General features: G+C 72.4%; 23 protein-coding genes, 1 tRNA gene and 1 pseudogene. 11 read left to right on the forward strand and 14 right to left on the reverse strand.

Annotated features, from left to right (window positions below; all coding sequences use genetic code 11):
• Window positions 1–98 precede the first annotated feature (98 nt).
• The gene (locus ACFV3E_RS21170; RefSeq protein WP_500536014.1) at window positions 99–1313 is read left to right on the forward strand and encodes a GDSL-type esterase/lipase family protein; all 1215 of its coding nucleotides are present in this window, start codon (window positions 99–101) and stop codon (window positions 1311–1313) included.
• Here ACFV3E_RS21170 and ACFV3E_RS21175 read toward each other — a convergent pair.
• Together ACFV3E_RS21175 and ACFV3E_RS21180 are read right to left on the reverse strand one after the other, a co-directional pair.
• Complete coding sequence (locus ACFV3E_RS21175) at window positions 1300–2643, reverse strand: FAD-binding oxidoreductase (protein ID WP_500536015.1); 1344 nt, start codon at window positions 2641–2643, stop codon at window positions 1300–1302. The two genes, ACFV3E_RS21170 and ACFV3E_RS21175, sit on opposite strands and share 14 nt — an antisense overlap.
• Entirely contained in the window at window positions 2640–3527 is an 888-nt protein-coding gene (locus tag ACFV3E_RS21180) for an LLM class flavin-dependent oxidoreductase (RefSeq protein WP_500536016.1), read from the reverse strand. Before ACFV3E_RS21180 ends, ACFV3E_RS21175 begins: the two co-directional genes overlap by 4 nt.
• A 64-nt stretch (window positions 3528–3591) precedes the next feature.
• On the opposite strand from ACFV3E_RS21180, the gene ACFV3E_RS21185 reads away from it, so the two are divergent.
• The 4 genes from ACFV3E_RS21185 to ACFV3E_RS21200 all read left to right on the forward strand — a co-directional run bounded on the left by ACFV3E_RS21185 (window position 3592) and on the right by ACFV3E_RS21200 (window position 10517).
• Window positions 3592–3960 (forward strand): winged helix-turn-helix transcriptional regulator, encoded by a 369-nt coding sequence (locus tag ACFV3E_RS21185; protein WP_500367509.1) that lies wholly within the window; start codon window positions 3592–3594, stop codon window positions 3958–3960.
• An 82-nt stretch (window positions 3961–4042) separates the two neighbouring features.
• Window positions 4043–4513, forward strand: a complete 471-nt coding sequence (locus ACFV3E_RS21190; protein WP_500536017.1) for a hypothetical protein — start codon at window positions 4043–4045, stop codon at window positions 4511–4513.
• A 246-nt stretch (window positions 4514–4759) separates the two neighbouring features.
• Entirely contained in the window at window positions 4760–6805 is a 2046-nt protein-coding gene (locus ACFV3E_RS21195) for a glycosyl hydrolase family 28-related protein (RefSeq protein ID WP_500536018.1), read from the forward strand.
• A 553-nt stretch (window positions 6806–7358) separates the two neighbouring features.
• Window positions 7359–10517 (forward strand): phosphodiester glycosidase family protein, encoded by a 3159-nt coding sequence (locus ACFV3E_RS21200; RefSeq protein WP_500536019.1) that lies wholly within the window; start codon window positions 7359–7361, stop codon window positions 10515–10517.
• Window positions 10518–10563: 46 nt separating this feature from the next.
• Here ACFV3E_RS21200 and ACFV3E_RS21205 read toward each other — a convergent pair whose 3' ends face one another.
• Window positions 10564–10893: a hypothetical protein gene (locus ACFV3E_RS21205; RefSeq protein ID WP_500536020.1), complete on the reverse strand. Its 330-nt coding sequence runs from the start codon at window positions 10891–10893 to the stop codon at window positions 10564–10566.
• A gap of 226 nt (window positions 10894–11119) precedes the next feature.
• Window positions 11120–11857: a MerR family transcriptional regulator gene (locus ACFV3E_RS21210; protein WP_500536021.1), complete on the reverse strand. Its 738-nt coding sequence runs from the start codon at window positions 11855–11857 to the stop codon at window positions 11120–11122.
• A gap of 54 nt (window positions 11858–11911) precedes the next feature.
• Here ACFV3E_RS21210 and ACFV3E_RS21215 point away from each other — a divergent pair, with 54 nt between their 5' ends.
• Window positions 11912–12181, forward strand: coding sequence for a hypothetical protein (locus ACFV3E_RS21215; protein WP_500536022.1), 270 nt, complete (start codon window positions 11912–11914; stop codon window positions 12179–12181).
• A gap of 94 nt (window positions 12182–12275) precedes the next feature.
• On the opposite strand, the gene ACFV3E_RS21220 is transcribed toward ACFV3E_RS21215, so the two are convergent.
• From ACFV3E_RS21220 to ACFV3E_RS21230, 3 genes are all read right to left on the reverse strand, one after another.
• A complete protein-coding gene (locus ACFV3E_RS21220) occupies window positions 12276–13007 on the reverse strand; it encodes a hypothetical protein (protein ID WP_500536023.1) in 732 nt (243 codons plus the stop codon).
• 88 nt (window positions 13008–13095) lie between these two features.
• Window positions 13096–14295, reverse strand: coding sequence for a WD40 repeat domain-containing protein (locus tag ACFV3E_RS21225; protein WP_500536024.1), 1200 nt, complete (start codon window positions 14293–14295; stop codon window positions 13096–13098).
• Window positions 14292–14858, reverse strand: a complete 567-nt coding sequence (locus ACFV3E_RS21230; RefSeq protein WP_500536025.1) for a SigE family RNA polymerase sigma factor — start codon at window positions 14856–14858, stop codon at window positions 14292–14294. The genes ACFV3E_RS21225 and ACFV3E_RS21230 overlap by 4 nt, the downstream gene beginning before the upstream one ends.
• 321 nt (window positions 14859–15179) lie before the next feature.
• On the opposite strand from ACFV3E_RS21230, the gene ACFV3E_RS21235 reads away from it, so the two are divergent.
• Together ACFV3E_RS21235 and ACFV3E_RS21240 are read left to right on the forward strand one after the other, a co-directional pair.
• Complete coding sequence (locus tag ACFV3E_RS21235; RefSeq protein ID WP_500536026.1) at window positions 15180–15602, forward strand: hypothetical protein; 423 nt, start codon at window positions 15180–15182, stop codon at window positions 15600–15602.
• Window positions 15603–15961: 359 nt separating this feature from the next.
• Window positions 15962–16330, forward strand: a pseudogene (locus tag ACFV3E_RS21240) (tyrosine-type recombinase/integrase); the annotation flags it as partial.
• A gap of 78 nt (window positions 16331–16408) precedes the next feature.
• Here the strand turns inward: ACFV3E_RS21240 and ACFV3E_RS21245 are convergent.
• Window positions 16409–16484, reverse strand: a tRNA-Thr gene (locus tag ACFV3E_RS21245).
• Between the two features lie 222 nt (window positions 16485–16706).
• Between ACFV3E_RS21245 and ACFV3E_RS21250 the strand changes: the two genes are divergently transcribed.
• The 3 genes from ACFV3E_RS21250 (at window position 16707) to ACFV3E_RS21260 (ending at window position 19253) form a co-directional block, all read left to right on the forward strand.
• Window positions 16707–17825 carry an ABC transporter ATP-binding protein gene (locus ACFV3E_RS21250; protein WP_499513192.1) on the forward strand — a complete coding sequence of 373 codons (1119 nt, stop codon included), beginning with the start codon at window positions 16707–16709 and terminating at the stop codon, window positions 17823–17825.
• Window positions 17826–18071: 246 nt separating this feature from the next.
• On the forward strand, window positions 18072–18485 hold the full coding sequence (locus ACFV3E_RS21255; RefSeq protein WP_500536027.1) for a hypothetical protein: 414 nt from the start codon (window positions 18072–18074) through the stop codon (window positions 18483–18485).
• A gap of 30 nt (window positions 18486–18515) precedes the next feature.
• Entirely contained in the window at window positions 18516–19253 is a 738-nt protein-coding gene (locus tag ACFV3E_RS21260; protein ID WP_500536028.1) for a nucleotidyltransferase family protein, read from the forward strand.
• Window positions 19254–19394: 141 nt separating this feature from the next.
• Here the strand turns inward: ACFV3E_RS21260 and ACFV3E_RS21265 are convergent, their stop codons facing one another.
• From ACFV3E_RS21265 to ACFV3E_RS21290, 6 genes are all read right to left on the reverse strand, one after another.
• On the reverse strand, window positions 19395–21068 hold the full coding sequence (locus ACFV3E_RS21265; RefSeq protein ID WP_500536029.1) for a DoxX family protein: 1674 nt from the start codon (window positions 21066–21068) through the stop codon (window positions 19395–19397).
• Between the two features lie 106 nt (window positions 21069–21174).
• Complete coding sequence (gene rlmB / locus ACFV3E_RS21270; RefSeq protein WP_499513188.1) at window positions 21175–22131, reverse strand: TrmH family RNA methyltransferase; 957 nt, start codon at window positions 22129–22131, stop codon at window positions 21175–21177.
• Between the two features lie 67 nt (window positions 22132–22198).
• On the reverse strand, window positions 22199–23593 hold the full coding sequence (gene cysS / locus ACFV3E_RS21275) for a cysteine--tRNA ligase (RefSeq protein WP_500536031.1): 1395 nt from the start codon (window positions 23591–23593) through the stop codon (window positions 22199–22201).
• 145 nt (window positions 23594–23738) lie between these two features.
• Window positions 23739–24263, reverse strand: coding sequence for a 2-C-methyl-D-erythritol 2,4-cyclodiphosphate synthase (gene ispF, locus ACFV3E_RS21280; RefSeq protein ID WP_500536032.1), 525 nt, complete (start codon window positions 24261–24263; stop codon window positions 23739–23741).
• Window positions 24253–24978, reverse strand: a complete 726-nt coding sequence (gene ispD / locus ACFV3E_RS21285) for a 2-C-methyl-D-erythritol 4-phosphate cytidylyltransferase (protein ID WP_499516900.1) — start codon at window positions 24976–24978, stop codon at window positions 24253–24255. The genes ispF and ispD overlap by 11 nt, the downstream gene beginning before the upstream one ends.
• A gap of 228 nt (window positions 24979–25206) precedes the next feature.
• Complete coding sequence (locus tag ACFV3E_RS21290) at window positions 25207–25689, reverse strand: CarD family transcriptional regulator (protein WP_018559600.1); 483 nt, start codon at window positions 25687–25689, stop codon at window positions 25207–25209.
• Between the last annotated feature and the right edge of the window lie 111 nt (window positions 25690–25800).

Below are 25800 nucleotides of genomic sequence, written 5' to 3' on the forward strand. Positions count from 1 at the left end.
GCCCGGACACCGGCGCCCATCGGCGCGGGCACGGCACCGGATGCCGGATCCGATGGCGCGGCCGTGTGCCGACGGCCGGTCCCGGGCAGGGAGAAAACGTGACAACAGCGACGCACGCCCTGCACGCGGTCCCGCTGACCGGGGGCCCGGTGGAGATCCGCGGCGCGCTCGACCTGGAACGGACGAGGGCCGGGCTGCTGCCGCGGCGTCTCCCGGCGTGGACGCGGGCGCAGTACCCGGACGTCCTGATGGACGAGATGACCGCCCTGCCCTCCGGCGTACGGCTGGCGTTCCGGACCGCCGCCCGGGTGGTCGAGCTGGAACTGCTGACCTCGGTCTGGCAGCTGGCGGGGACCTCGGAGCCGCTGCCCGCCGGGGTCGTCGACCTGGTCGTCGACGGCAGGCGCGCCGGCAGCGTCCCCGCGCCGCCAGGGGACGTCCTCCACAAGCCGGACCTGTTCGCCGAGCCCTCCCGGCGCGAGCCGGGGGCGCCGGGGCGGGTCCGGTTCCACGACCTGCCCCGGGGCGAGAAGGACGTCGAGCTGTGGCTGCCGCAGCAGACCCGCACCGAGCTGGTCGGGCTGTGGGCGGACGCCGAGGTGCTGCCGCCGCGCCCGACCGGCCGGCGGCGCTGGATCCACCACGGCAGCTCCATCAGCCACTGCGCCGCGGCCGAGTCCCCGACCGCCACCTGGCCGGCGCTCGCCGCGGCCCTGGCCGGGGCCGAGCTGCTCAACCTGGGGCTCGGCGGCAACGCGATGCTCGACCCGTACGTCGCCCGGACCATCCGGGACCTGCCGGCCGACCTGATCAGCCTCAAGCTGGGCATCAACATCGTGAACCGGGACGCCTTCCGGCTGCGCTCCTTCGGCCCGGCCGTGCACGGCTTCCTCGACACCGTCCGCGACGGGCACCCGGACACCCCGCTGCTGGTCGTGTCGCCCATCAGCTGCCCGGTCGTGGAGACCACCCCCGGCCCGACCGCGCCCGACCTGTCGGCCCCCGTCCCGCGGGTGGTGGCCATGGGCTCTCCGGCGGACGTCCCCGGCGGCGCGCTCACGCTCACCGTCATCCGGGCCGAGCTGGCCCGGATCGTGGCCGCCCGGGCCGCCTCCGGCGACCGTAACCTGCACTACCTGGACGGCCGCCGGCTCTTCGGGCCCGGCGACGTCGCCGACCTGCCCGACGACCTGCACCCCAACGCCGCGGGCTACCGGCGGATGGGCCGGCGCTTCGCGGCGCTGGCCTTCGGACCGGGCGGCCCGTTCGCCGAGCGCCGCCGGTCCGGCCCGGGCGCGGTCAGCCGGGGGTGAGCGGGCGCAGGACGCCGTCCGGGTCGTGGCGCCGCCACAGCGCGCGCACCCGCGCACCGGTTGCGCCCGGGTAGGCGCGGTCGAAGACGCCGGGCCCGGTGCCGCTCTCGAAGTTCACGTAACTGCCGTCGCCGAGCTCACGGACCGGCGTCCACAGGCGGTGCAGGTCGTCCGGCCCGTGCGGCGGGAAGAGGTTGCCCTGCGCCAGGACCTGCTGGGTGCGGTGGGCGTAGGCGGTGGCGTCGGCCGGGACGTCGTTGATCGCGCCCCCGAGCGAGCGCAGCTGGACGAAGGCCGGCCGGCGCCGGTCGCCGGCGGTCGCCATGACGGCGCGTGCGGCGTCCCGGGTCATCGTGGGCAGCAGCGAGTTGGTGCTCACCACGGGCTGCTGACCGGTGTTGGCGTGCTGGTGGGCGGTGGAGACCAGCGCGGTGTACGGGGCCATCTGTGCCGTCGCCTGGAGCGGGCGGTGCCGCCCGGCCAGCAGGGGGCCGAGTGCCTCGCGGACGCGGTCGGGGTCGTCGTCGGCCACGGCGACGGTGACGGAGAGCGCCAGGGCCGGACCGTCGGACAGGAGGTGGGCGGCGGAGGTGAGCGTGCGCGGCGCGGCGGCCATCGCGGCCGCCCACTGCGCGAGGGCGCCGCCCGCGCGGTCGGCCTCGAAGACCAGTTGGGCCACGCCGATGTCCCCCAGGGCCATCGCCTCGATCTCGAAGGCGGTCACGATCCCCACGCCCGCGCCCGCCCCCCGCACCGCCCAGAACAGGTCCGGGTGGTGCGTGGCGTCGGCCCGCAGCGCGGTCCCGTCGGCCAGGACGAGCTCGACGGCGCGGACCCGGTCGACGGTCAGCCCGTACGTACGGGCGAGCCAGCCGATGCCGCCCGCGATGGCCAGGCCACCGGCCGCCACGTTGCCGTGGTCGCCCGAGCTGACGGCCAGCCCGTGCGCCGCGAGCGTGGACGCCACCCGGCCCCAGCGGGCGCCCGCACCGACCCGCACCAGGCGGGCCGCCCGGTCCAGGACCCGGACCTCGTCGAGCCCGGAGAGGTCGATGACGACCCCGCCGTCGTTGGACGACCGGCCGGACAGCCCGTGGCCGCCGGAGCGCACGGCGACGGGCAGTCCCTGCGTACGGGCCGCGTCGAGGGCGGCGGCGATGTCGCCGGGCCCGCGGACGAGGACCACGGCGGCGGGGCGGGCGACGGTGGTGTAGGTGGAGCGCAGCATCGGGTAGCGGGGGTCGCCGGGGAGCACGGTCCGCTCCGCCAGGGCGGCGGGCACCGCGAAGGCGGCGGCCGGGACGGTGCCGGGGCCGGGGCCGGGCGTCATCGGGCCACCCGCTCGCGGACGGCCGGCACGACCTCGCCGGCGAAGACCTCCAGCTGCTGCCGGTGCGCGGTGACGGGCCAGAAGACGAAGGTGTCGAAGCGCAGCACGGTCGCCCACTCGGCGAGGGTGTCGGCCCACCGGCCGACGTCGCCGTTGAGGCCGGGGGCGCCGGAGCCGCCGATGACACCGATCACGTTGTAGATGCGGCGGACGCGCGCGGGATCGCGCCCGGCGGCGCGGGCCGCCTCGTCGACGACGCGCTGACGCTCCGGCACCTCCTGCGGCGGCACGTAGATGTTCAGCGGCGAGATCCAGCCGTCCGCCGCCCGGCCCGCGACCGCCAGCATCCGCGGCCGCTGCCCGCCGAGCCACAGCTCGACCCGGCGCGGCGGCACCGGGCCGGCCTGGTAGCCGGGCACCGCGAGCACGTCGCCACGGTGCCGCACGGGCCCGCCGTCCAGCGCGGTCCGCATGATCCGCAGCGACTCCTCCGTGTACGCCACGACCTCGCGGGGCGGCATCGGCGCCGCCCCCATCGAGCCGATCGCCTCCGGTATGCCGCCGCCGCCCACGCCGAGCTGGAAGCGGCCGCCGGACGCCGCCGACAGGCTCGCGGCGGTCTTGGCCAGCATGACCGGGGGCCGCAGCCGCAGGTCCGCGACGTCGGTGAAGACGCAGATGCGCGAGGTGCGGGCCGCGACCAGGGCGGACAGCGTGAGCGCGTCGAGGTGCCCGGGCTGGTACGGGTGGTCCTGCAGGGCGAGCAGGTCCAGCCCCGCGGCGTCCGCGGCGGCGGCCAGCTCCAGCGTCTCCGGCAGACGGCCGGCGTCCGGGTCGAGGCTCAGCCCAAAGCGGAGCCGCTGTGCACGGTCGGTGGTGTCCATGGCTTCAGCGTCGGGGGGCCGGGACCTTCGGCAAAGGCGAAGATTAGCCGCTAATCTCGGGTAAGTGACTTCCCGCGAGACCACCGAGCCCGACATCGACGCCGAGGCCTGCACCGCCTTCCAGGCCGTCCTCGAACAGGTCGGCCGCCGCTGGACCGGTGCCGTCCTGCTGGCCGCCGCCCGCGGCGCCCGGCGGTTCACCGACTACCGCCGCATGGTGCCGGGCATCTCCGACCGGCTGCTCTCGCAACGCCTCAAGGAGATGGAGCACCTCGGCCTCATCGGCCGCGAGGTCATCCCGAGCACCCCCGTGCAGATCCTCTACCACCCCTCCGCCCGGGGCACCGAACTCCTCGCCGCCCTCGAACCCCTCATCGCGTACGGGCTGCGCCACGCGCCCGGGCCACCCCCCGCGGCCGCCCCGGCCGGCTGACCCTCCCGCCGGGGTGGACAGCGGCGCCGGGCTCGGCCAGGCTGCGTCGGCGATCATGCGCCGGCAAGGGGTGGGGAGTTCGATGGAGCGCGTCCGTTTCCGGCTGACCTGGTACCAGAGGGTGATGCCGATGGTGCCCGCCGCCGTCCTCGTCACGGCCCTGGCGATCGCCGAACCGCTGATCTTCCCCGACTCGTCCGGCGCCGGGTTCGCGTTCCCGGCGGGTGTGTGGCTCGCGCTGCCGGCGGGGCTGCTCGGTTCCGCGCGGTTCGGCGTCACGCTCACCCCGGCGGCCGCGGTGGTGCACAACCTACGGCGCAGGACGGTCCGCTGGGCGGACGTCCAGGGCATCCGGGTCGAGTCGAACATGGGCGTGCGACGGGTGGTGATCTGCGAGGCGGACGGCCGCCTCACCCGCCTGCGGGCGCCCATCACCGGCTTCATGAGCCGGGACGCCGCCTTCGAGGAGAAGTTCCGGACCATCGGCGAGTGGTGGCTGCACCACCGCGGACCGCAGTGGGTCCCGCTGCCCCGGCCCTGGCCGGGCCGGTAAGCCGCCCCCACCAACCCCTGGCCCCGCTCGGCCCGGGGCGCGCTTCACGTTGTCCGCTTCCGCAACGAGTGACGCAAGCAGCGCAAAAAACAAACAGACAGACGCACTTGACCATCATCATGCCGAAAACATCACGCATGAGCCTTGTGGAGCGGCCTGACGGGTCCTTACTGTCTCCTCACCTCACGACGCCCGCTCCGCCTCGAACGTCCCGGGCGGTCGCGCCTTACGAGAGAAGAGCTGGGGATGACACGGAGCAGCAGGAGTGCCTGGCGAAGAGCCGTGGCGGTGGTCGCGGTGGCGGCCGGCCTCGGCGTCGGCATCGGCCCGGTCGGCGCCACGGCGCAGGCCGGTACCGCGACGGCGAAGGGCGCGGCCCGGCCGGTCGTGACGCGGGCGGCACTGGACCCGGCGCTGGTCAAGGGCCGTGGCGCGGACCTCGGGTTCGTGGAGCAGGAAGCCGAGAACGCCGTCACGGACGGCGAGGTCATCGGCCCCGACCGGAGCGCCTACACGCTCCCCGCGGAGGCGTCCGGGCGCAAGGCGGTGACCCTGCGGCGCGGCCAGTACGTGGAGTTCACGCTGCCGAGCGCCGCCAACGCGATCACCGTGCGGTACAGCGTCCCGGACGCGCCCGGCGGGGGCGGCATCACCGCGCCGCTCGACGTGACGGTGGGCGGCCGCGCCCGCACGACGATGACCCTGACCTCGCAGTACGCCTGGCTCTACAACCAGTACCCGTTCTCCAACGACCCGCAGGCCGGGCTGCTCCACGACGACTGGTGGATCACCGAGTGCGGCTGCGTGCCCAACGCGACCACCCCGGCGCCGGTGATCTCCAAGCCCTTCCGGCCGAACCACTTCTACGACGAGCAGCGCCTCCTGCTGGGCCGGACGTACAAGGCGGGCGACAGGATCCGGCTCACCGTCCCGGCGCGCTCCGGGGCCGTCCCGACGACCGTCGACCTCCTCGACTCCCACCTGGTCGCCCCGCCCCGCGTCGCGCTCCTCGCGGCGAACGTCCTCGCCTTCGGCGCCGACCCGACAGGCCGCCGGGACTCCGCCAAGGCCCTGGACAAGGCGATCGCCTTCGCCCGCCGCGCGCACCTGAAGGTCTACATCCCGCCGGGCACCTACCAGGTCAACCGGCACATCGTCGTGGACGACGTGACGATCGAGGGCGCCGGCAGCTGGTACACGATCATCAAGGGCAAGGAGGTCGCGCTCGACTCTCCCGCGCCCGATGGCTCCGTGCACACCGGCGTCGGCTTCTACGGCAAGGACGCGGCGGACGGCGGCAGCCACGATGTCCACCTGTCGGGCTTCGCGATCGAGGGCGACGTCCGCGAACGCATCGACACCGACCAGGTGAACGGCGTCGGCGGGGCGATGAGCGACTCCACCATCGAGGGCCTGTACATCCACCACACCAAGGTGGGCATGTGGTTCGACGGCCCGATGTCGAACCTGCGGATCACCGGCAACGTCATCACCGACCAGATCGCCGACGGCCTCAACTTCCACACCGGCGTGACCGATTCGGTCGTCCGCAACAACTTCGTCCGCAACTCCGGCGACGACGGGCTGGCGATGTGGTCGGAGAAGACGGGCAACGCCCGCAACACCTTCGACCACAACACCGTGCAGACGCCCGTGCTCGCCAACGGCATCGCGATCTACGGCGGCACCGACACCACGGTCTCCGGCAACCTGATCGCCGACCCCGTCCGCGAGGGCAGCGCCCTCCAGGTGGGCTCCCGCTTCGGCGCCCAGCCGTTCACCGGGCACCTGTGGATCACCGACAACACCACGGTGCGGGCGGGCACGTACGAGCTGAACTGGAACATCGGCCTCGGCGCGATCTGGTTCTACGCCCTGGAGAGGAACATCGACGCCGACATCCGCGTGACCGGCGACCACTTCCTCGACAGCACCTACAACGCGATCATGCTGGTCGCCGACTGGCCGGTGAAGGACACCTACTCGATCACGAACGTGCACTTCAAGGACATCCGGGTGGACGGCACCGGCACCTCGGTCGTCAGCGCCAGGGTCGCCGGCTCGGCGTCCTTCGAGAACGTCGACGCCCGCAACGTCGGCGCGGTCGGCGTCAACAACTGCGGCTCCTTCAACTTCCCCGCCGCCGGCTCCGAGTTCTCCCTGACCGACCTCGGCGGCAACGACGGCGGCGGCACCACGGGCCCCTGGCTGGGCGCGTGGGAGCTGCCCAACACCATCACCTGCGACGACCGTCCCCCGGTCGTCGCGCCCCCGGGCCCCGCCCCCTGGTGACGGGCACCCGTACCTGACCCGAGGGACCCACGGAACCGCCCCGGCCGATGCCCGGCCGGGGCGTTCCGCACGTCCGCGCGGGTACGGCAGCGGAACGGTGCGCCCGGCGGACCCCCTTCAGCGGCGACGACTTGACCGAATCCATAACCCCGCACCCCCTGCGGGTCACCCGCCGATCCGCAACCGGAAACCTGGGCGTCGCCGAACGGGTGTCGGGTGGACGGGGGCCGGCGACCAGCCGGCACATCACCCATAAGGAACACTCCATGACACTTCGCGGGAAGAGGACCCCGGGGACCGGCGCACGCCGCACCGCCGTGGTCACCGCGCTGGCACTGGCGCTGACCGGCGCCGTGGGCGGGGCCGTGGCCACCGCCTCGGCACCGGCGGGCGAGGAGGCCCTCCAGGGCCACGCGCCCGACCGTGACTGGTTGCCGGAGACTCCGCAGAACTGGCCGCTCGTGGTGGACTACACCGCAACCCCCGCAGAGACGGTCACGCACGGTCTGCAGCACTACAGCGAGACCTACGACACCGTCGGCGGCACATCCAGGTGCTCTCCGCCGACCTCGACGACCCGAACCTCCGGGTCGGCATGGTCCAGGCCGGTGACACCATCACCAACCCGGCCGACGAGACGCCGTCCTCGATGGCGCACCGCACCCACGCGGTGGCGGGCGTCAACGGCGACTACTTCGAGATCCACGCCAGCGGCCGTCCGCTCGGCGGCATCATGACCGACGGGCGCCTGCTGAAGAGCCCCAAGCCGGGCTTCGCCTCCCAGTTGGGCGTCAAGCCGGACGGAACCATCGTGATGGGCCCGCAGACCTTCTCCGGGACGATCACCGCCGGCTCCGCGATCCGCGCGCTCACCTCGGTGAACACCGTGAACGACGTGACGTCCGGCGGCATCACCGAGGTCACCCCCGACCTCGGCGAGACCCCCGGCCTGCCCAAGGCCTCCGTCCTGGTGCTCGGCCACGTCACCGACGGCGGCTTCGTCGTCGACGACGTGCGGACCGGCGTCACCGCCGTGCCGCGCCTCGCCGACGGCCGACTCGGTCTGCTCGGCGCCGGCGACGGCGGGCAGTGGCTGACCGACACCCTGCACGGCGGCGACACGGTGGGCATCGCCACCCGGCTCTCGCCCGACAACGATGTCACCCAGCTGATCAGCGGCGTCGACACGCTGGTGAAGGACGGCCAGGTCTACAAGGACCCGACCGGCACCCCGCCGAGCGGCGCCAACCCGGAGACCGCGGTCGGCGTCACCAAGGACGGCAAGCACGCCATCGTCATCGCCGTCGACGGCCAGGGCGGCGCCACCACCGCCTTCGGCGTGACCCGTGACCAGGCCGCCGGCTACATGGTCGCCCACGGCGCCTACGACGCCATGCTCTTCGACGGCGGCGGCTCCACCGGCATGGTCAGCCGCGCCCCCGGCGCCGACCGGGCCGAGATCGTCAACAAGCCCTCCGACCAGCCCGGCAACACGGAGCGTCCGGTCGCCAACGGCATCTTCTTCTACTCCACCGCCAAGGAGGCCGGCCCGGCCGTCAAGGTCGTGGTGAACGGCGGCGAGCAGGTCACCACCGTCGCGGGCGGCACCATCCCGCTTCCGGTGCACTCCGTCGACCGGCTCGCGAACCCGGCGGCCGGCCAGGTCCACGTCCGCGTCGTGCCCGCGTCGCTGGCCTCGTACGAGGACGGCAAGCTCACCCCGCACCGCACGGGCTCGGGCCGGATCATCGCCTCGAACGGCCGCGCCTCCACCTCGGAGAAGCTCGAGGTCGTCAGCAGGCTCAAGACCCTCACGGTCTCGCCCGACAAGGCCGACCTGGACAACGGCGCCACCCAGCAGCTCGCCCTGTCCGGCACCGTCAAGGACGGCGGCGCGGTGCAGATCCCCGCCGAGGCGGCCGCCTGGAAGGTCACCCCGGAGAACCTGGGCACCGTCGACGCGCACGGCCTGTTCACCGCGAGCACCGACAACGGCGGTCTGGCCGAGGTCAGCGCACAGGTCGCGGGCACGACCGCGACCACGTCGGTCGCCGTGGGCCGGGTCAGCAAGGTCATCGACCCGATCACCAGCCTGGACGTGTGGCGGCTCAGCAACAACACCACCGGCAAGCCCGCCACCCTGACCGCGGACCCGGGCGTCGTCCCGCCGGGCTCCAACGAGTCGGGGTCCCTGCGGCTCGACTACTCGATGCCGGCCGCCTCCGGTGTCAAGCAGTTGGTGCTCTCGCCGAAGGTCACCCTGAAGACCGACACCGACAACGGCCAGGTCCCCACCGCCATCGGCGTGTGGATCAAGGGTGACGGCAACGGCATCGAGCTCGCCGAGAAGTACATCGGCGTCAACGGCTCGTCGACCACGCTGTACCCGACGTTCGTGACGTGGAAGGACTGGCACCTGGCGGTCGCACAGCTGCCGGCGGGCATGCAGTTCCCGCTGACCATCAGCTTCATCGACTTCCTGGCGATCAGCCCCAGCACCGCCTACAGCGGTTCGCTCAACGTCGCGGGCCTGCAGGCCCTGTACTCGCCGCGTCCGGTCACGGTGCCCGAGTACCGCGCGATCCCGCAGAACCCGAAGTGGCTGTCCTTCGAGGAGGACTCAGCCGACTTCGCCAAGCGCGGCACCACGATCCTCACCGGTGACGACGCGCACATGCTCGCGAGCGACCCGGGTTCGGTCAGCAGCAACGTGATGGACTCCATCGCCGAGCGGCTGCCCACCCTGACCCCGCAGGCACGCCCGGACTCCGCCCAGTTCCTCGGCGACATGCCCGACGACGGCAAGCTGGTGGACCTGCGGTACGCGAAGTCCAAGATGGACGCCCTCGGCATCCCCGAGCGCGACATCGTCGGCAACCACGAGATCACGCAGGGCGCCGACTCCGAGAACGGCAACTTCAGCGACACCTTCGGTGAGACCCACTACGCGTACGGCCAGGGCGCGGCGCGGATGATCGTCACCGACAACTCGCACGGCAGCCTGCAGTCCTCGGACCCGTTCCAGAACCCCGAGGGCGTGCAGTACCCGTGGCTCGTCCAGCAGCTGACGGACACCACCGCCAAGGACGTGCTGGTCATCACCCACATGCCCGCGTACGACCCGCACCCGGCCGCGAACAGCCAGTTCACGGACCGCTGGGAGGCGCGGATGTACCTGCGGCTGGTGCAGCGCTACCAGGAGACGCACCCCGAGCAGCACGTGATCATGATGTACGGCCACGCGCGCGGTTTCGCGGAGCAGATCCTCGACCCCGAGGGCCGGAGCGTGACCACGGACGAGGGCGGCATCCCGCAGTTCACCTTCGCGGACCTCGGCATGCCCGCCTACGCCCCGGCCGACCAGGGTGGCATCTACCACTTCGGTCTCGTCCGGATCGGTGACGACGGCAACCTGCAGTACACCGTCGAGCCCGCGCTGGCCTCGATCGAGGTCACGGGCCCCAAGGACCCGATCACCCGCGGCGACCGCCTCACCCTGACCGCGACCGGCGACCAGATCGCCGGTGACAACATCGCACCGCTCACGATCCCGATCGCGGACCCCGCGTCCCACGTCTGGACGTCGGGCAACCCCAAGGTCGCCTCGGTGGACCCGTCCACCGGCGCCCTGACCGCCCACCGCTCCGGCACCGCGACCATCACGGTGACCAGCGGCGGCGTCACGGGCACGACCCAGGTCACCGTCCGCTGACCCGTAGGGGTGCCCGCCCCGCGCGGGCGGGCACCCCTCCGCGGCCCTACAGCCACTGCCCCCATCCGAACGCGAAGCGGTAGGCGCCACCCGCCGCCTCCTTCCCCCGGAGTCCTCCCAGCAGCATGACCGTGAGGGCGGCCAGGAACAGCGCGGCGAAGGCACCCGCGATCAGCGCGCCGACAGCCGGACCCGCGGACGCCCCCACGATGCCGCTGGTGACCACCACCGCGCCCAGCCCCATGTGCGCGTCCTTCCGGTCCGCGCGCAGCACTTCGCGCACCGCCCCCCGATCGCTCCGCAGGTCGGCCTCGTACCGCTCCCGCGCCGCCCCCGGATCCGCGTCCGGTCCCTCCGGCCAGTCCCCGTCCGTCACCCCTGCCCGCCCCTTCCTTGCCCGGTCCCCGTGTGATGAGCATCTTGACCGGTGCACAGGGCGCGGACGCCCCGGGGTGGGTCGAGGATGCCGCGCGATGCACGCGGGAACGGGGTCCGAGATCGGCGATCACCTCAGCCATGCGGCGTCCCGGGACCGCTACGGGCCGGGGCCGAGTTCCGGATGGGCCGCATCGGCCTCAGGGACCCCGGGCCCTTCGAGCGGCTCACGGCGCCGCGCCCAGCCCCGCCCGGATCAGCGAGTCCAGCCGCCGCCAGGCCGGGGATGCGGCGTTGACCGTGCTCTGGATGAGGGCGGGGATGTCCGAGGCCACGTCCACCTCGGGGGGCGGGCTCGATCCGTAGCGGCTCCGGGTCGCCTCGACGATCCGCTGCGCCAGGTCGTCGATGCGGGGGTCGCCGGGATCGAGGCCGTACGCGTGGTCGTACCGCAGAAAGAGCCGGCGCAGCGCGGGCTCGGACAGCGTCTCGCCCTGGTCCTGGAAGAGGGCCCCCGCCTGGTCCGGGTGGGTGGCGAAGACGAGGATCCACAGGTCTCGCTGGAGGTCCACCCACCGGGGGGTGAATCCCCAGCGCCGCAGGTCCTCCAGATGCGCCCGGACCCGGGCGGGCAGCAGCGTCGGCTCCCCGGAGGCGAGCTCGCGCAGGCGCGCCCGTGTGGCCTGCAGTCCGCGGATCCGCTCGGCCAGTCGGCCGTCGATGTCGTGGAGCGCCCGGCGGAACTCCTCTTCGCCGGCCGCCCTCAGTTCCTGGATGCGGGCCAGGGGGACACCCGCTTCGGCGAGCGTCCGGATCTTGATCAGGGCGACGACGTCGTCCGCGCCGTAGCGCCGGTAGCCGGAGGTGTCGCGGCCGGGCTCGGGAAGCAGGCCTTTGGCGTGGTAGACGCGGATGGTCTTGATCGACACTCCGGCGTACGCCGCGAGCTGACCGATGGTGATCACCCGGCAATCGTGGCACTTGACCCTGCCCCAGGGGCAGGGTTGCACCCTGACGCCATGGTGAACACGAACTTCGACCGCGAGACCCTGCGCGAGCTGGCCGACGCCGGGAACGAGAGCGCCCTGGACCGGCTGGCCGACCTCGCCGACGCCGCCGGGGACATCGAGGAGCTGAGCGAACTGCTGGACGAGGGCTCCACGCACGCGGGGTTCCTGCTGACCCGCCGCGCCGCCGCCGGGGGCGACCTGCGCGAACTGCAGCGGATCGCCGACGCGGGGTACGAGGAGGCCGAGACGGAGCTCTCGCGACTGCTGGGCGGCGCCTAGTCCGGTGTGCTCCGCCCTGCGCCCCATCGCGCAGCCGCCGCGGGACCCCGGATTCCCCCGGATCCCTACGACGGCCCCATGCGAGGCCCCGGGATCAGTCGTGCAGAAGGCCGAGTCGCTCGGTGGCCCGTTGCCATCCCGCCGCCTCCGCCTGGGCGCGGGTCCGGAGCTCCGTCACCAGGTGCCCGGGCCCGGCCCCGGCGCCGTCCGTCGCCCGGACCAGCGCGAGGTCCTCCGCCTGGTGCCGTGTCTCGGCGCCCGGTCCCGGCAGCCGGGGATCGTGCTGGTCCGCGGCCATGGCGGTGTACTGCAGGCACCGGAGGGCTCCGTCCCAGGGGCCTCCGGCACAGGCCGCAGCCGCCTCCCCTATCGCCGTGAGCGCGTCCAGATGCATCATCACCGCACCCTCGGGTTCCGCCTCCTCCAGGAATTCGTCCAGGTCGGGGACCTCATCGTCGGGATCCCCGTCCGTGTCGGCGGCGAACGGCCCGTACGAGTGGAACAGCTCGGTCATCGAGAGCGTCTGGTAGTCCGCGCAGTGGGCGGCCAACCGGTCGGCCAGGTCCCGTATCCGGGCCGCCGCAGATCCATCCCCGCCCTGGGCGCAGGACCAGCACTCCTGCAGCAGGTCCCGCGCCGCTTCGGCCGCCGAGGCACCGTGGCGGCGGAAGCGCTCGTCGCCCAGGCACCCCGCTATGCGCTCGGCCGCCGCAAGGCCGACCAAGGCGGCCGCCCTTGGGTCGAGGGCGCCCAGGGCTGCTTGCCACTCGCGGAAGTCCCAGTTCTCCATGCCCACCCCTGATTCGACGCGTGCGCGTCGCGTCATCTTGGCAGCACGACGCGACGTCCCGGGGCGCGGCCCAGCGGAGGCCCGAGGCGGCATGGCGGAAACGAGCGGCCGGCGGGCCGCCTGATCAGCGTTCGGCGAAGATCGGCGTCCAGTGCCCGGCCGCACCGTCGAGTCCCTTGCTGAAACCGCTCAGCGGTACGACCTTGTCGCTGCCGATCGTGACGAGCACGAGCCGGAGGGAGTGCGACTTCAGGTCTGACGTGAAGTCCCAGGCGATCAGGTGCTTGTTGTCGACCCAGGTGAGCAACTCCTCACCGCGCACCGTGGTGACCTGCTTGCCGGTGTAGGGGTCGAGGAGCTTGGAACGGGACTGCTCGATGGGGCGGGTGCCCCGCAGGTAACCGCCCCCGACGAACTTGCCGTCCGGGGACAGCCCCGACTCATTGCGCCAGGACGCGTACGCCTCGTTCGCGGGCGCGGCGACCTGGTTGCCCGCGAAGTCGTAGTACTGCCTGTAGGGAGGCCGGAAGAGCCCGGATTGGAGCAGCTTGCCGTCACGGCTGAAGGCGAAGTCCTGGCGGATGCCGAGTTGGTCGACGGCGGCCTCGCTCCAGGATCCCTTCCCGGAGGCCACGTCCAGGATGTAGAAGCCGGTCCTGCTCGACTGGCCGGGGGCGTCGGGCTCCAGCGTCCAGTCCTTTTCGCCGTCGCCGTCGTTGTCGTACTTCGCCTTCTTGTACCTCAGGTCGGGGTTCTCGCTGTACGTCGTCACGACGAGCTTGCTGCCGTCGGGCGAGAACTCCACGCCCGCGACGCCGCGGTCGACCGGGATCCAGCGCTCGACCTCGCCGGTGCGCAGGTCGAGCAGGCCGATCCGCTTGGCGGGCAGGTTCCTTTCGAGGACGGCGGCGGTCCGCATACCAGGAGCGACGGCGACCCGGGACCACGTGGTCGTCTTCACGTACGTGCCGGTCTTCGGATCGAGGAGCCGGTAGGCGCGGACGGCGACACCACGGGCGTCGGTCTCCCAGGTGTAGTAGGCAGCCAGCGCGACGCCCCCTGCCGCGATCATGTCGCGCGGCGGCGTCTGGTCCGGGTGGGCGGAGACGTTCGCGAGGCGCGCGTCGTCCTTGCCGGCGTCCAGGAACGGGACCGCCACCGCGACGGCGACCACGACGGCGGTGGCCGCCGCGACGGACGCCAGCGCCCGCGTCCGACGACGCCGTCGGACCGCAAGCACCCGCTCGGCGAAGCCCGGTCCCAGCGCAGGCTGTTCGGCGGCCTGTTCGCGCAGCGAGGCGCGCACCAGCTCATCGACGTTCACGGACGCACCTCCACAGGCGAGAAGTCACGGGACGGCTGCTGCTCGGCGTCCGCGGGGCCGAGTGCGGCCAGTTCGGGGGCCAGGCTCCGCAGCCGGGTCAGGGAGCGATGCGTGGTGGACCGCACCGTGCCGACCGAGCAGCCCAGCAGACGGGCGACGTCGGCCTCGGGCAGGTCCTCGAAGTACCTCAGGACCAGGACGGTGCGCTGACGGGCGGTGAGCCGGGCCAGTGCGGCACGCATGACGATGCGCAGATCGGCCGCGCCGGGCCCGTCGTCGGCGCCGTGGCGCACCGGGCTCTCCCGCGGCTCGGGAACGCTCAGTTCGCGCCGCGGCCACTTCAGCCGCCACCGGCTCACCTGCTGCCGGTAGAGGATCTGCCGTACGTACGCCTCGGGCTCCTCGATGCGGTGCCACCGTCCCGCGGCCTTGATCAGCGCGTTCTGCAGCAGATCCTCGGCCGCATGCCGGTCACCACCGCTGAGCAGGACGGCGGTCTTCAGCAGCGCGGACGACCTGCTCTCCACGAACTCCCTGAAGTTTTCCTGGCCCTCGGCATCCATCGTCACCTTCTCTAGACGTTCTGGGATCTTCCTCGGCGGGCTTGCTGTCCTTGATGACGTGTGCGGTGGGCGCCCGCTATGCCTGTGTGCACGCAAAAAATCAGCGGGCGGCCCGCACCGCGATCCGGACGCCGTCGGCGAATCCGGGGCCTGCGCGTCGACGGCACTGGGGTACGGCGACCGGGCGGGCAATCACCGCTTCAGGAGTGAGGCCTGGGGACCGTAGGCGTGACCTGCGGATTCCCCCACCTCGCCGGACCCTGCGCTCGCGGTCCTGCCGCTTCGGTGATGTTGCGTGGTTGCTGCTCCTACGCTGCGTCCATGAGGACCGTGTTCATGTTCCCCGTTGGTGATCGCGCCGACACCGTGGCCTGCCTTGACCGGCATCTGGTGGGGGGCGACGGATCGTGGACGTTCGCCGAACGCGTCTACCTCGTGATCGATGACGAGAAAACGGGCTGCTTGTTCCGAGACTGGGAGCCTGACGAGGTGGCCCTCCTTGAGGCAGCCCTTGGGTATCGCCCAACGTGGGCAGTGTGCGTTGACATATCGGGACGCATCGATGGAACTGCTGAGGTGCGCCACCTTGCCACCCTGTTGTTGCGGCAAGGTGGTGTCGCGTTCGATGACTACTCCGAGCACGCCTGGACATTGGGGGAGATCGAGTCAGGGACTGCGATTGAGGGTCTCCGCTTTTTCGACTTCCGCGCTTACTACGAACGCCACCGTCAACCTACGGAGTGAGTTCGGCGAAGCGGCTTTGAGCGGGAGCAGGAGCAGGAGCGTCGGCCCGGGGCGCCGGGCCGCGCGCCGCCGCGCCGCTCTGCGCGGCGCGATCCGCGCGTGGACGGTCCGCTGAAGTTCCTTGTCGCACGCGGCAACGAATGCGCGCTGCCGCCGGACCCGGCGCAATCGGCCGTCGGGCTAGCGGCCGGCCTCTCCCGCCCCGCCCCCGGAATGAACCAGCGCCCCGCCGGGGCCTCGTATCCGTCGGCGTCCCGGCATCACACCGGACGTCCGCGCGCACGTGACATCGGACACACAGCGTGAGCCCATCAGCCACATGGACCGTCCGCTCGGGCGCCGCCCCGACCGTGAGTGTTGCGGCCCTGCGCTGGCACCGGCTGCGGCAGACCGAGGCGGCACGGCGGAAGGGCACTGACCTGGCCCCCTCGTCGTACGTCTTCACCACCCGCACGGGGCGCCCGGTCGAGCCGAGGAACATCAATCGGTCGTTCTTCCGGCTCGCCGCTTCGGCCGGCCTTCGGCGGATCCCTCTGCACGATGCCCGGCACGGTTGCGCGACGCTGCTGACGGCGGCCGGTGTGGCTCCCCGTGTGGTCATGGAGATCCAGGGTCACAGCCAGATCAGCATCACGATGGACGTCTACACGCACGTGACATCGGACACACAGCGTGAGGCCATCAGTCACATGGACCGCCTGCTGAGGCGACGCCTCGACCGTGAGTGACCGCCCCCGTTGATGTCACCCGTGGATGTCAAACGCCCCGGACCGATCATGGTCCGGGGCGTCGTCGCTACTCCCAACTGGAGCCGCCTGTCGGGTTCGAACCGACGACCTTCGCTTTACAAGAGCGGTGCTCTACCAGCTGAGCTAAGGCGGCACGGCACCGTCCGCGCTCCGGGGTGCCCGGGAGACGGGTGGGGCCACGAGAAGTGTACCCAGGCGGGGAGGGGGGAGGGTCCGGGAATTGGCCGCCGGGAGGGTACTGACAAAGCGGGGCGGGCCAGGTAGCGTCACGGAAGGTCCACATCCTGTGGACTAGACCTTTTTCCTTTACTCGGATCGTCCGGCACGTTCCTGCCGGTGAAGGGACCACTGCACCATGGCTACTGTCACTTTTGACAAGGCGACCCGGATCTACCCCGGGACCGAGCGCCCCGCCGTCGACGCGCTGCAGATCGACATCGCGGACGGCGAGTTCCTCGTCCTCGTCGGCCCCTCGGGCTGCGGGAAGTCGACCTCGCTCCGCATGCTGGCCGGCCTGGAGGACGTCAACGCCGGCGCCATCCGGATCGGTGACCGGGACGTCACCCACCTGCCGCCCAAGGACCGGGACATCGCCATGGTGTTCCAGAACTACGCGCTCTACCCGCACATGACCGTCGCGGACAACATGGGCTTCGCCCTGAAGATCGCGGGCGTCAACAAGGCCGACATCCGCAAGCGTGTCGAGGAAGCCGCCAAGATCCTGGACCTCACCGAGTACCTGGGCCGCAAGCCCAAGGCGCTCTCCGGTGGTCAGCGCCAGCGTGTGGCGATGGGCCGCGCGATCGTCCGTGAGCCGCAGGTCTTCCTCATGGACGAGCCGCTGTCCAACCTGGACGCCAAGCTCCGTGTCCAGACCCGTACGCAGATCGCCTCGCTGCAGCGCCGCCTCGGCACCACCACGGTCTACGTCACCCACGACCAGACCGAGGCCATGACCATGGGCGACCGCGTGGCGGTCCTCAAGGACGGTCTGCTGCAGCAGGTCGACACCCCGCGCCACATGTACGACCGGCCGGCCAACCTCTTCGTCGCGGGCTTCATCGGCTCCCCGGCGATGAACCTGGTCGAGGTGCCGATCACCGACGGCGGCGTGAAGTTCGGCAACTCCGTGGTGCCGGTCGAGCGCGACGCGGTGCAGGCCGCGGCGGACAAGGGCGACCGCACGGTCACCGTCGGCGTCCGCCCGGAGCACTTCGACATCGTCGACGGCGACGGTTCGGGCCTGTCGAAGGACGAGCCGGCCGGTCTGGCCGTGACGGTGAACGTCGTCGAGGAGCTGGGCGCGGACGGTTTCGTCTACGGCTCGGCCGAGGTCGGCGGCGAGCACAAGGACCTGGTCATCCGCGTCGGCGGCCGCCAGGTGCCGGAGAAGGGCTCCGTGCTGCGCGTCGTGCCGCGCGCCGGCGAGAGCCACGTCTTCTCCACCTCCACCGGTGAGCGACTGAGCGACTGAACGACCGAGTGATCGGGTGACCGGGCATCCGGTCCCCCGACCGCCCGCGGACACACCCGGCCCGGCCCCCGCGCAAGGGGGGCCGGGCCGCGGCCGTTCCAGGGGTCGAATCACCCCACATTTCCGCTCATACAATGGCGTTTCGACCATGTTCGTCAATGCGCCCGTAGTCGATCAAGGGGCATTCATCACTCATCAGAGTGGCTAAATGTCGCCAAATCATCACTCCTCGCTACCATCACTGCCGTGAACCAGGTAGCCCGCCGCATCGGCAAGTCACTCGCCCTCGTCCTCCCGGTCGTCCTCGTGCTCTCCGGCACCCTCGCCGTCACCCGCGTCCCGTGGGCGACTTCGGCGTCCGACGCCCAAGTCCTCACCGCCTCGCACCAGAAGGAGGCGGCGTCCCAGCGGTCGGCCCCGCAGGAGGTGCTCCGCCGCAAGCTGCTGGGCGAGCTGCAGGAGAAGAACCCCGGCATCGCCCTGACGCACCTGCAGCGCGAGATGAACGAGCGGCCTTCGCTGGCGCAGTACTGCGGTTCGATCGCCCGGTCCCTGGGCCGCGCCGCGGTCGCCAAGTACGGCTCGGTGCACCGCGCCCGGGCCTGGTCGCGTCCGGTCTGCGACACCGCCTTCGCGACGGGCGTGGCCTCGCTCGGATGACCCGACGCGCGGGTCGCGTAGGGTGCGCCCATGACCGGCACGCCCGCGACCTCCCCGGCGGTGACCCAGGCCGTCCTCCTCGCCGGAGGACAGGGCTCCCGCTTGAGGCCCTATACCGACACCCGCCCCAAGCCGATGATCGAGATCCCCGGAACCGGGATCCCGATCATCGGCCATCAACTTGCCTGGCTGGCCGCCGAGGGCGTCACCGACGCCGTGATCTCGTGCGGCCATCTCGCTGAGGTCCTCCAGGAGTGGCTCGCCGACGCGGCGGCCGACCTGCCGCTGCGGGTGACCACGGTCGTCGAGCGCGAACCGCTCGGCCGCGGTGGCGGCCTGAAGCACGCCGCGGCCTCCCTGCCCCGGCCCCAGGAGCCCTGGTACGCCACCAACGGCGACATCTGGACGCGCTTCTCGCTGCGGGAGATGGCCGCCTTCCACGTCGAGCGGGCCGCGGTCGCCACGCTGGCGCTGGCCCGTCCGCGCATCCCGTGGGGCGCCGTGGAGACCGACGAGTTCGGCCACGTCCTGGACTTCATCGAGTCCCCGCCCTCACCGTTCCTCATCAACGCGGGCGTCTACGTCTTCTCCCCCGAGTTCACCGGGCTGCTCCCGGAGCGCGGTGACCACGAGCGCACCACCTTCCCCCAACTCGCCCGGGAACGGCGGCTCGCGGGCTTCCCGCTGCCCCAGGGGGCGTACTGGCGGGCCATCGACACCGCCAAGGACCTGGCCGAGGCCGCGAAGGAACTCGCCTCGCAGCCCTGAGCGCACCGACCGCGGCACCGACCGCGGCACGGCTCGGGCAAGGCCGCCCCACAGGCAGCGCCACAGGCGCCGCAGGGAACGACGAAGAGGCGGCCGGAGGGTGGAACCTCCGGCCGCCTCTTCCCGTGTGCCGTACGGGCGTTACGCGAACTTGCCCGAGCCGTGCCGCGTTGGGGCCCCGAGCAGCCAGCCGGAGGTCTCGCCGCTGCCCAGCAGCCCGCCGAGCGCGCCGCCGCTGTCGGAGGAACCGCCGCCGGTGCCGCCGGTGCCGTTGCCGCCGCCCTGCGTGGGCGGGTTGCTGGGCATCGTGGGACGGGACGGGACGGACGGCACGGTCCGCGCGGGCCCGTCGCCGGTGCCGCCGCCACTGCCGGTGTTCGCCGAGGACGACCCGGGACGCGACTGCGTGGCGTTCGGCGCTGAGGACGCCGCCCCCCGCGCCGACGGCGAGGAGGACGGGGAGGACGAGGGACCACCGGAACGGCCCGCCGAGGGGGCCGTGGAGGGCCGGGACGACTTCTCACCGGGCACCTCGGGCAGCGGGGAGCCCTCGAGGTTGTTGGTCGGGACGTCGGTCGGGGCGGGGAGCTGCGAGCGCGGGCCGGTGGACCGCACGGCGGTCCCGAGGGTGGCACCGACCACGAGCGAGATCCCGACCAGCACCGTGGCCAGCACCGCGCCGCGCCGCAGCACGCGGCTGCGCAACTCCCCCAGCGGGGCGCGCGGGCCCAGCTTGCGCCAGGCCTCGCTCGCCAGTCGGCCGTCGGCGGAGTAGACCGGCGCCCCCGCGATGACCAGCGGGCTCCAGGCGGCGAGCAGGATGATGTCGGGCGTGTCGTACGCCGGGACGGTCCGCCAGCTCACCGTCACCAGCAGTGCCGCCGACAGCAGGGCGCCGATCGACGCCGCGAACCGCTGCCAGAGCCCGAAGACCGTGAGCACACCGGCGATCACCTGCAGGAAGGCCACCGTGAGTCCGGCGCCGATGGGGTGCGCGAGGGCGAGGTCGCGCAGCGGCTCGGCCAGCCCCCACGGGTGGAGCGAGGCGAGCCAGGTCACCATCGAGCCGCGCTTGCCGCCGTCGAAGTACACGGGGTCGCAGAGCTTGCCCATGCCGGCGTAGATGGAGATGAAGCCCAGGAAGATGCGCAGCGGCAGCAGCACGATGCCGAGGTTCATCCGGCGGCCGGGGTAGTAGGCGTGCCGGATGGGCTCGGCGCGATCGCGGTTGCGGGCGCGGCCGTACTCCTCGTCGGGATCCCCGTACGGATCGAAGTCGGGGTCCTCGTCGACGGGGCCGGCGGGCGGCGCGGCGTACGCGAACTCGCTGGTGTCCTCGTGGTCGGGGTAGTCGTCGTAGGCGCCGCGCGCGGGGCGGATGCCGCCGAGCATCTCGCCGGGCGCCGGCGGCCGGCGCGGCGGGCCGACGACGGGCTGCGGCGGCTCCTCGATCCGCGGCAGCACCTGCGTCGCGGTGCCGAGGTCGAGGCCGTCCACCTGACCGTGGCGCACCGCGGCGAGCAGGTGGCCGGCAGCGGCGTCGCCGGGTTCGCTGCGCCCGGACCACACCAGGGGCGCACCGCGCCGCTGTGCGGCCGCGGAGGGGCGGACGGAGGTCGGAATGACGGGGACGCGCTGGGTCCTCGTCAGGGCACGGCCCGACGCCGCGCCGAACTGCACGCGGAAGCTCGCGTGATTGACGATGACCTGGGCCGGGTCGGAGGAGACCTTATGCATGTTGAGCACAGGCTCGTCGGTGACCGCCGACGACCGTCCCCCCGGAGGAGTGCGGGGTGTTCTGGTGTCCACACTCATCTAACCGAGTGACACCCGATAAGGACACTGTGTGACGGGCCCCGTTGTGTCCGAGGCCCGTCAATCAGGGGTTGTCGCCGGGGCGCGCACGGGGCCCGCCCGGGGTTCAGGCCCGGCGGCGCGCCGCCTCGTAGAGCACGATGCCCGCGGCGACGCCCGCGTTCAGCGACTCGGCGCCGCCCGGCATCGGGATGCGCACCCGCAGGTCGCAGGTCTCCCCGACGAGCCGCGACAGGCCCTTGCCCTCCGAACCCGCGACGACGACGACCGGCCCGGCCAGCGCCTCGAGGTCCTGCAGCTCGGTCTCGCCGTCGGCGGTCAGGCCGACGACCGTGAGGCCCGCCTTCTGGTAGGCCTCGAGCGTGCGGGTGAGGTTGGTGGCGCGGGCGACCGAGACGCGCGCGGCGGTGCCGGCCGAGGTCTTCCAGGCGCCCGCGGTCATCCCGGCGGCGCGGCGCTCGGGCACGACGACCCCGTGGCCGCCGAAGGCGGCGACGGAACGGACGACGGCGCCGAGGTTGCGCGGGTCGGTGACCCCGTCCAGCGCGACGATCAGCGGGTCCTCGCCCGCGTCGAAGGCCTCGGCGGCGAGGTCCTCGGGGTGGGCGTACTCGTACGGCGGGATCTGCAGCACCAGGCCCTGGTGGTTGAGCCCGTTGGTGATGCGGTCGAGCTCCGGCCGCGGGGCCTCCATCAGCGGGATGCCCCGGTCGGTGGCGAGCTTGATCGCCTCGCGCACGCGCTCGTCGTTGTCGATGAACTGCTGCACGTAGACCGCCGAGGCCGGGATGTCGGCGCGCAGCGCCTCCACCACCGGGTTGCGCCCGGCCACCAGCTCCGAGGTGGACTTGGAGCCCCGGCCGGACGGGCGGCGCGACTGCGTGGACGCGGCACGCTTCACCTTGGCGTTCGCGGCACGCTGCTTGGCGTGCCCCTTGCGCGCCTCCGCGGGCGGGGTGGGGCCCTTGCCCTCCAGGCCCCTGCGCCGCTGCCCGCCGCTACCGACCGTGGCGCCCTTCTTGTTGGACGTGCGGCGGTTCCTGCGCTGGCTGTTGCCGGCCATGGGTCACCTGTTTCCTGCTGCTACTGCGTGAACGTACGTACGTGTCAATGATGACGCGGACGCCCGGCTACCGGGAGCCGAGCGTCCAGCGCGGCCCGGAGGGGGTGTCCTCGATCTCCAGCCCGGACTGCTGGAGCCGGTCGCGGATGGCGTCGGCGGTCGCGTAGTCCTTGCGCCCGCGGGCCGACTCCCGCTGCTCCAGCACCAGCCGGACGAGGGAGTCCACGACCCCGTGCAGGTCCTCCCCGCGACCGTCGCCGGACCAGTGCGCGTCCAGCGGGTCCAGGCCCAGGACGCCGAGCATCGCGCGCACCTCGGCGAGGCGGGCGACGGCGCTCTCCTTGTCGTCCGCGGTGAGCGCCGAGTTGCCCTGCCGGACGGTGGTGTGGACGATCGCCAGCGCCTGCGGGACGCCCATGTCGTCGTCCATCGCCTCGGCGAAGGCCGGCGGCACCTCGGCGGCCGGCTCGACCGGGCCCGCCATCTCGACGACCCGCTGCACGAAGCCCTCGATCCGCGCGAACGCCGACTCGGCCTCGCGCAGCGACTCCTCGCTGTACTCGATCATCGAGCGGTAGTGCGGGGTACCGAGGTAGTAGCGCAGCACGATGGGCCGCCAGCGCTTGGTCATCTCGCTCACGAGCACCGAGTTGCCGAGCGACTTGCTCATCTTCTCGCCGCTCATCGTGACCCAGGCGTTGTGCACCCAGTACTGCGCGAAGTCGTCGCCGAAGGCCTTGGCCTGGGCGATCTCGTTCTCGTGGTGCGGGAAGATCAGGTCGATGCCGCCGCCGTGGATGTCGAAGGCGGTGCCCAGGTACTTGTGGGCCATCGCGGAGCACTCCAGGTGCCAGCCGGGACGGCCACGGCCCCACGGGGTCCCCCAGGACGGCTCGCCGGGCTTGACGGCCTTCCACATCGCGAAGTCGCGGGCGTCCCGCTTGCCGGTCTCGCCCTCGCTCTCCGGCTGGCGCAGGTTGTCGAGCTCCTGGTTGGACAGCTCCAGGTAGTCCGGGAAGGAGCGGACGTCGAAGTAGACGTTGCCCTCGGACTCGTAGGCGTGGCCGCGCTCGATGAGACCGCGCATCATCTCGATCATCTCGGGCACGTGGCCGGTGGCACGCGGCTCGTACGTGGGCGGCAGGCAGCCGAGCGCGTCGTAACCGTCGTTGAAGGCCCGCTCGTTCCCGTAGCCGATCGCCCACCAGGGGCGGCCCTGCTCGCCGGACTTGGCGATGATCTTGTCGTCGATGTCGGTGACGTTGCGGACGAACGTGACGTCGTAGCCCCGGTAGGCGAACCAGCGGCGCATGATGTCGAAGTTCAGTCCGGACCGGATGTGCCCGATGTGCGGGGCTGCCTGCACGGTCGCGCCGCACAGGTAGATCGAGACGCAGCCCGGCCGGAGCGGGGTGAAGTCACGGACCTGGCGCGCGTCGGTGTCGTACAGGCGAATAGTCACGCATCAAGGGTAGTGGTCCCGGGTGCGTGCGCCGTCCGCTCCACGGGAGCTTCATGGGGTTGTGACGTCCGGAGGGCGGGCGCTTCACCCGTACGGCGGACGGCACGGCCCTGCGGGCGCCGGGTCAACTTCTCGGCACCGCCGGTCACTTCGCGCGGCGGACCACCAGCGCGGTCGCCACGGCCGCCAGTCCCTCGCCGCGCCCGGTGAAGCCCAGACCGTCGGTCGTCGCGCCGGAGACCGCCACGGGGGCGCCCACCGCGGCGGACAGGATCTTCTGGGCCTCGTCGCGGCGCTTGCCGATCTTGGGGCGCGGACCGATGACCTGGACGGCCACGTTGCCGATGTCGTAGCCCGCCTCGCGGACGATCCGGGCGGCCTCCGTGAGCAAGGTCACACCGGGCGCGCCCGACCACTCCGGGCGCCCGGTGCCGAAGTGCGCGCCGAGGTCGCCCATGCCGGCGGCGGAGAACAGCGCGTTGCAGGCGGCGTGCGCGACGACGTCGGCGTCGGAGTGCCCGGCCAGGCCGTCCCCCTCGCCCTCCCACAGCAGACCGGCGACCCACAGTTCGCGGCCCGCCTCGAAGGCGTGGATGTCGGTGCCGATGCCCACCTGGGGCAGCACGGGGACGTGGGGGGCCGGGGCGGCGCCCGTCGGCTCAGTAGTCATCGGTGGCCCTCCTGCGGGCGAGGACGGCCTCGGCCAGGACCAGGTCCAGCGGGCGGGTGACCTTGAAGGCCTCCTCGTGCCCCGGCACGACCAGCACCGGGACTCCGAGCCGCTCGACCATGCTCGCGTCGTCCGTGACCGGCCCGGTGACCGTGGTGTGCGCCTTGAGCAGCGTCGCCCGGTCGAAGCCCTGGGGGGTCTGGACGGCGCGCAGCAGCGAGCGGTCCGGGGTGCCGACGACGGCGTCGGTCGCCGGGTCGATCTCCTTGACCGTGTCGGCGAGGGGCAGCCCCGGGACGACGGCCGAGGCACCGTCCCGCACGGCGGCGGCGACGGCGTCGACCATGTCGACCGGCACCAGCGGGCGGGCGGCGTCGTGGACGAGCACCACCTCGACCTCGTCCGGCAGCGCGGCCAGGCCCAGCCGTACCGAGTCCTGCCGGCTCTCGCCGCCGGCGACGACCCTTATGTCCTTGGCCTCGGGCAGGCCGTTGCTGTCGAGCAGCGCCCTGACCTCGGCGACCCCGTCCGGGGGCGCCACGACGACGACCAGTGACACCGCGCGGGCGCGGGTCATGGCACGCACGGCGTGCACGAGGATGGGGACGCCGCCCAGGGTGCGCAGCGCCTTGGGCGCACCGGGGCCGAGCCGGACTCCACGTCCGGCGGCGGGAATGACTGCCGCGGTAGTCAGGTTTGTGTCCTTGGCCGAAATGGGTATCGCCTCAACGTGCCGGGCGCGAAGCCCCTGTCGGACCCTTCCGTGACACCGACAGGGCCAGCTGCCCGGGCCCGGCACCCAGTATGCAGGGGGAAGCGACGCGCGAACGAAGACGAGGGGGATCCTCGGCGTCGTCGAAGTGCCAGGCCACCGTGAGGGCGCCCCGGCATGCCGCAGTGCCCGGCGTATGGAACGCACCGGGCACCACGGCGGAAATCCGCGTCAGGACGCGAGGACCTCGTCGAGGAGGGTCTCGGCCTTGTCCTCGTTGGTGTTCTCCGCGAGCGCGAGCTCACTGACCAGGATCTGGCGGGCCTTGGCGAGCATGCGCTTCTCGCCGGCCGACAGCCCGCGCTCCCGCTCGCGACGCCACAGGTCACGCACGACTTCCGCGACCTTGATGACATCGCCGGAGGCGAGTTTCTCCAGATTCGCCTTGTACCGGCGGGACCAGTTGGTGGGCTCCTCGGTGTACGGTGCGCGCAGCACCTCGAAGACCCGGTCCAGCCCTTCCTGACCGACCACGTCGCGCACGCCGACGAACTCCGCATTGTCCGCGGGCACGCGTACCGTCAAGTCGCCCTGGGCGACCTTGAGCACCAAGTAGGTCTTGTCCACGCCTTTGATCTGGCGAGTTTCGATGGCCTCGATCAGCGCGGCCCCGTGATGGGGATAGACCACGGTGTCGCCAACCTTGAACGTCATGTGACAGGTACCCCTTCCGTGGCTATCCAGGGTAACACGGGAACGGCTGGTTCTGAATGGCGTTTTCGCAGGTCAGGGCATATCTCGGGGCTTGACAAGTGCGCCCGGAAC

Source organism: Streptomyces sp. NPDC059718, assembly GCF_042733315.1.
Taxonomy (GTDB): Bacteria; Actinomycetota; Actinomycetes; order Streptomycetales; family Streptomycetaceae; genus Actinacidiphila.

Excerpts from the sequence above, each read along its gene's own strand:
- ACFV3E_RS21175 (WP_500536015.1), bottom strand. The coding sequence starts at position 2,643 with ATGACGCCCGGCCCCGGCCCCGGCACCGTCCCGGCCGCCGCCTTCGCG.
- ACFV3E_RS21180 (WP_500536016.1), bottom strand. The coding sequence starts at position 3,527 with ATGGACACCACCGACCGTGCACAGCGGCTCCGCTTTGGGCTGAGCCTC.
- ACFV3E_RS21190 (WP_500536017.1), top strand. The coding sequence starts at position 4,043 with ATGGAGCGCGTCCGTTTCCGGCTGACCTGGTACCAGAGGGTGATGCCG.
- ACFV3E_RS21195 (WP_500536018.1), top strand. The coding sequence starts at position 4,760 with ATGACACGGAGCAGCAGGAGTGCCTGGCGAAGAGCCGTGGCGGTGGTC.
- ACFV3E_RS21215 (WP_500536022.1), top strand. The coding sequence starts at position 11,912 with ATGGTGAACACGAACTTCGACCGCGAGACCCTGCGCGAGCTGGCCGAC.
- ACFV3E_RS21220 (WP_500536023.1), bottom strand. The coding sequence starts at position 13,007 with ATGACGCGACGCGCACGCGTCGAATCAGGGGTGGGCATGGAGAACTGG.
- ACFV3E_RS21230 (WP_500536025.1), bottom strand. The coding sequence starts at position 14,858 with ATGGATGCCGAGGGCCAGGAAAACTTCAGGGAGTTCGTGGAGAGCAGG.
- ACFV3E_RS21235 (WP_500536026.1), top strand. The coding sequence starts at position 15,180 with ATGAGGACCGTGTTCATGTTCCCCGTTGGTGATCGCGCCGACACCGTG.
- ACFV3E_RS21250 (WP_499513192.1), top strand. The coding sequence starts at position 16,707 with ATGGCTACTGTCACTTTTGACAAGGCGACCCGGATCTACCCCGGGACC.
- ACFV3E_RS21260 (WP_500536028.1), top strand. The coding sequence starts at position 18,516 with ATGACCGGCACGCCCGCGACCTCCCCGGCGGTGACCCAGGCCGTCCTC.
- ACFV3E_RS21265 (WP_500536029.1), bottom strand. The coding sequence starts at position 21,068 with ATGAGTGTGGACACCAGAACACCCCGCACTCCTCCGGGGGGACGGTCG.
- rlmB (WP_499513188.1), bottom strand. The coding sequence starts at position 22,131 with ATGGCCGGCAACAGCCAGCGCAGGAACCGCCGCACGTCCAACAAGAAG.
- ispF (WP_500536032.1), bottom strand. The coding sequence starts at position 24,263 with ATGACTACTGAGCCGACGGGCGCCGCCCCGGCCCCCCACGTCCCCGTG.
- ACFV3E_RS21290 (WP_018559600.1), bottom strand. The coding sequence starts at position 25,689 with ATGACGTTCAAGGTTGGCGACACCGTGGTCTATCCCCATCACGGGGCC.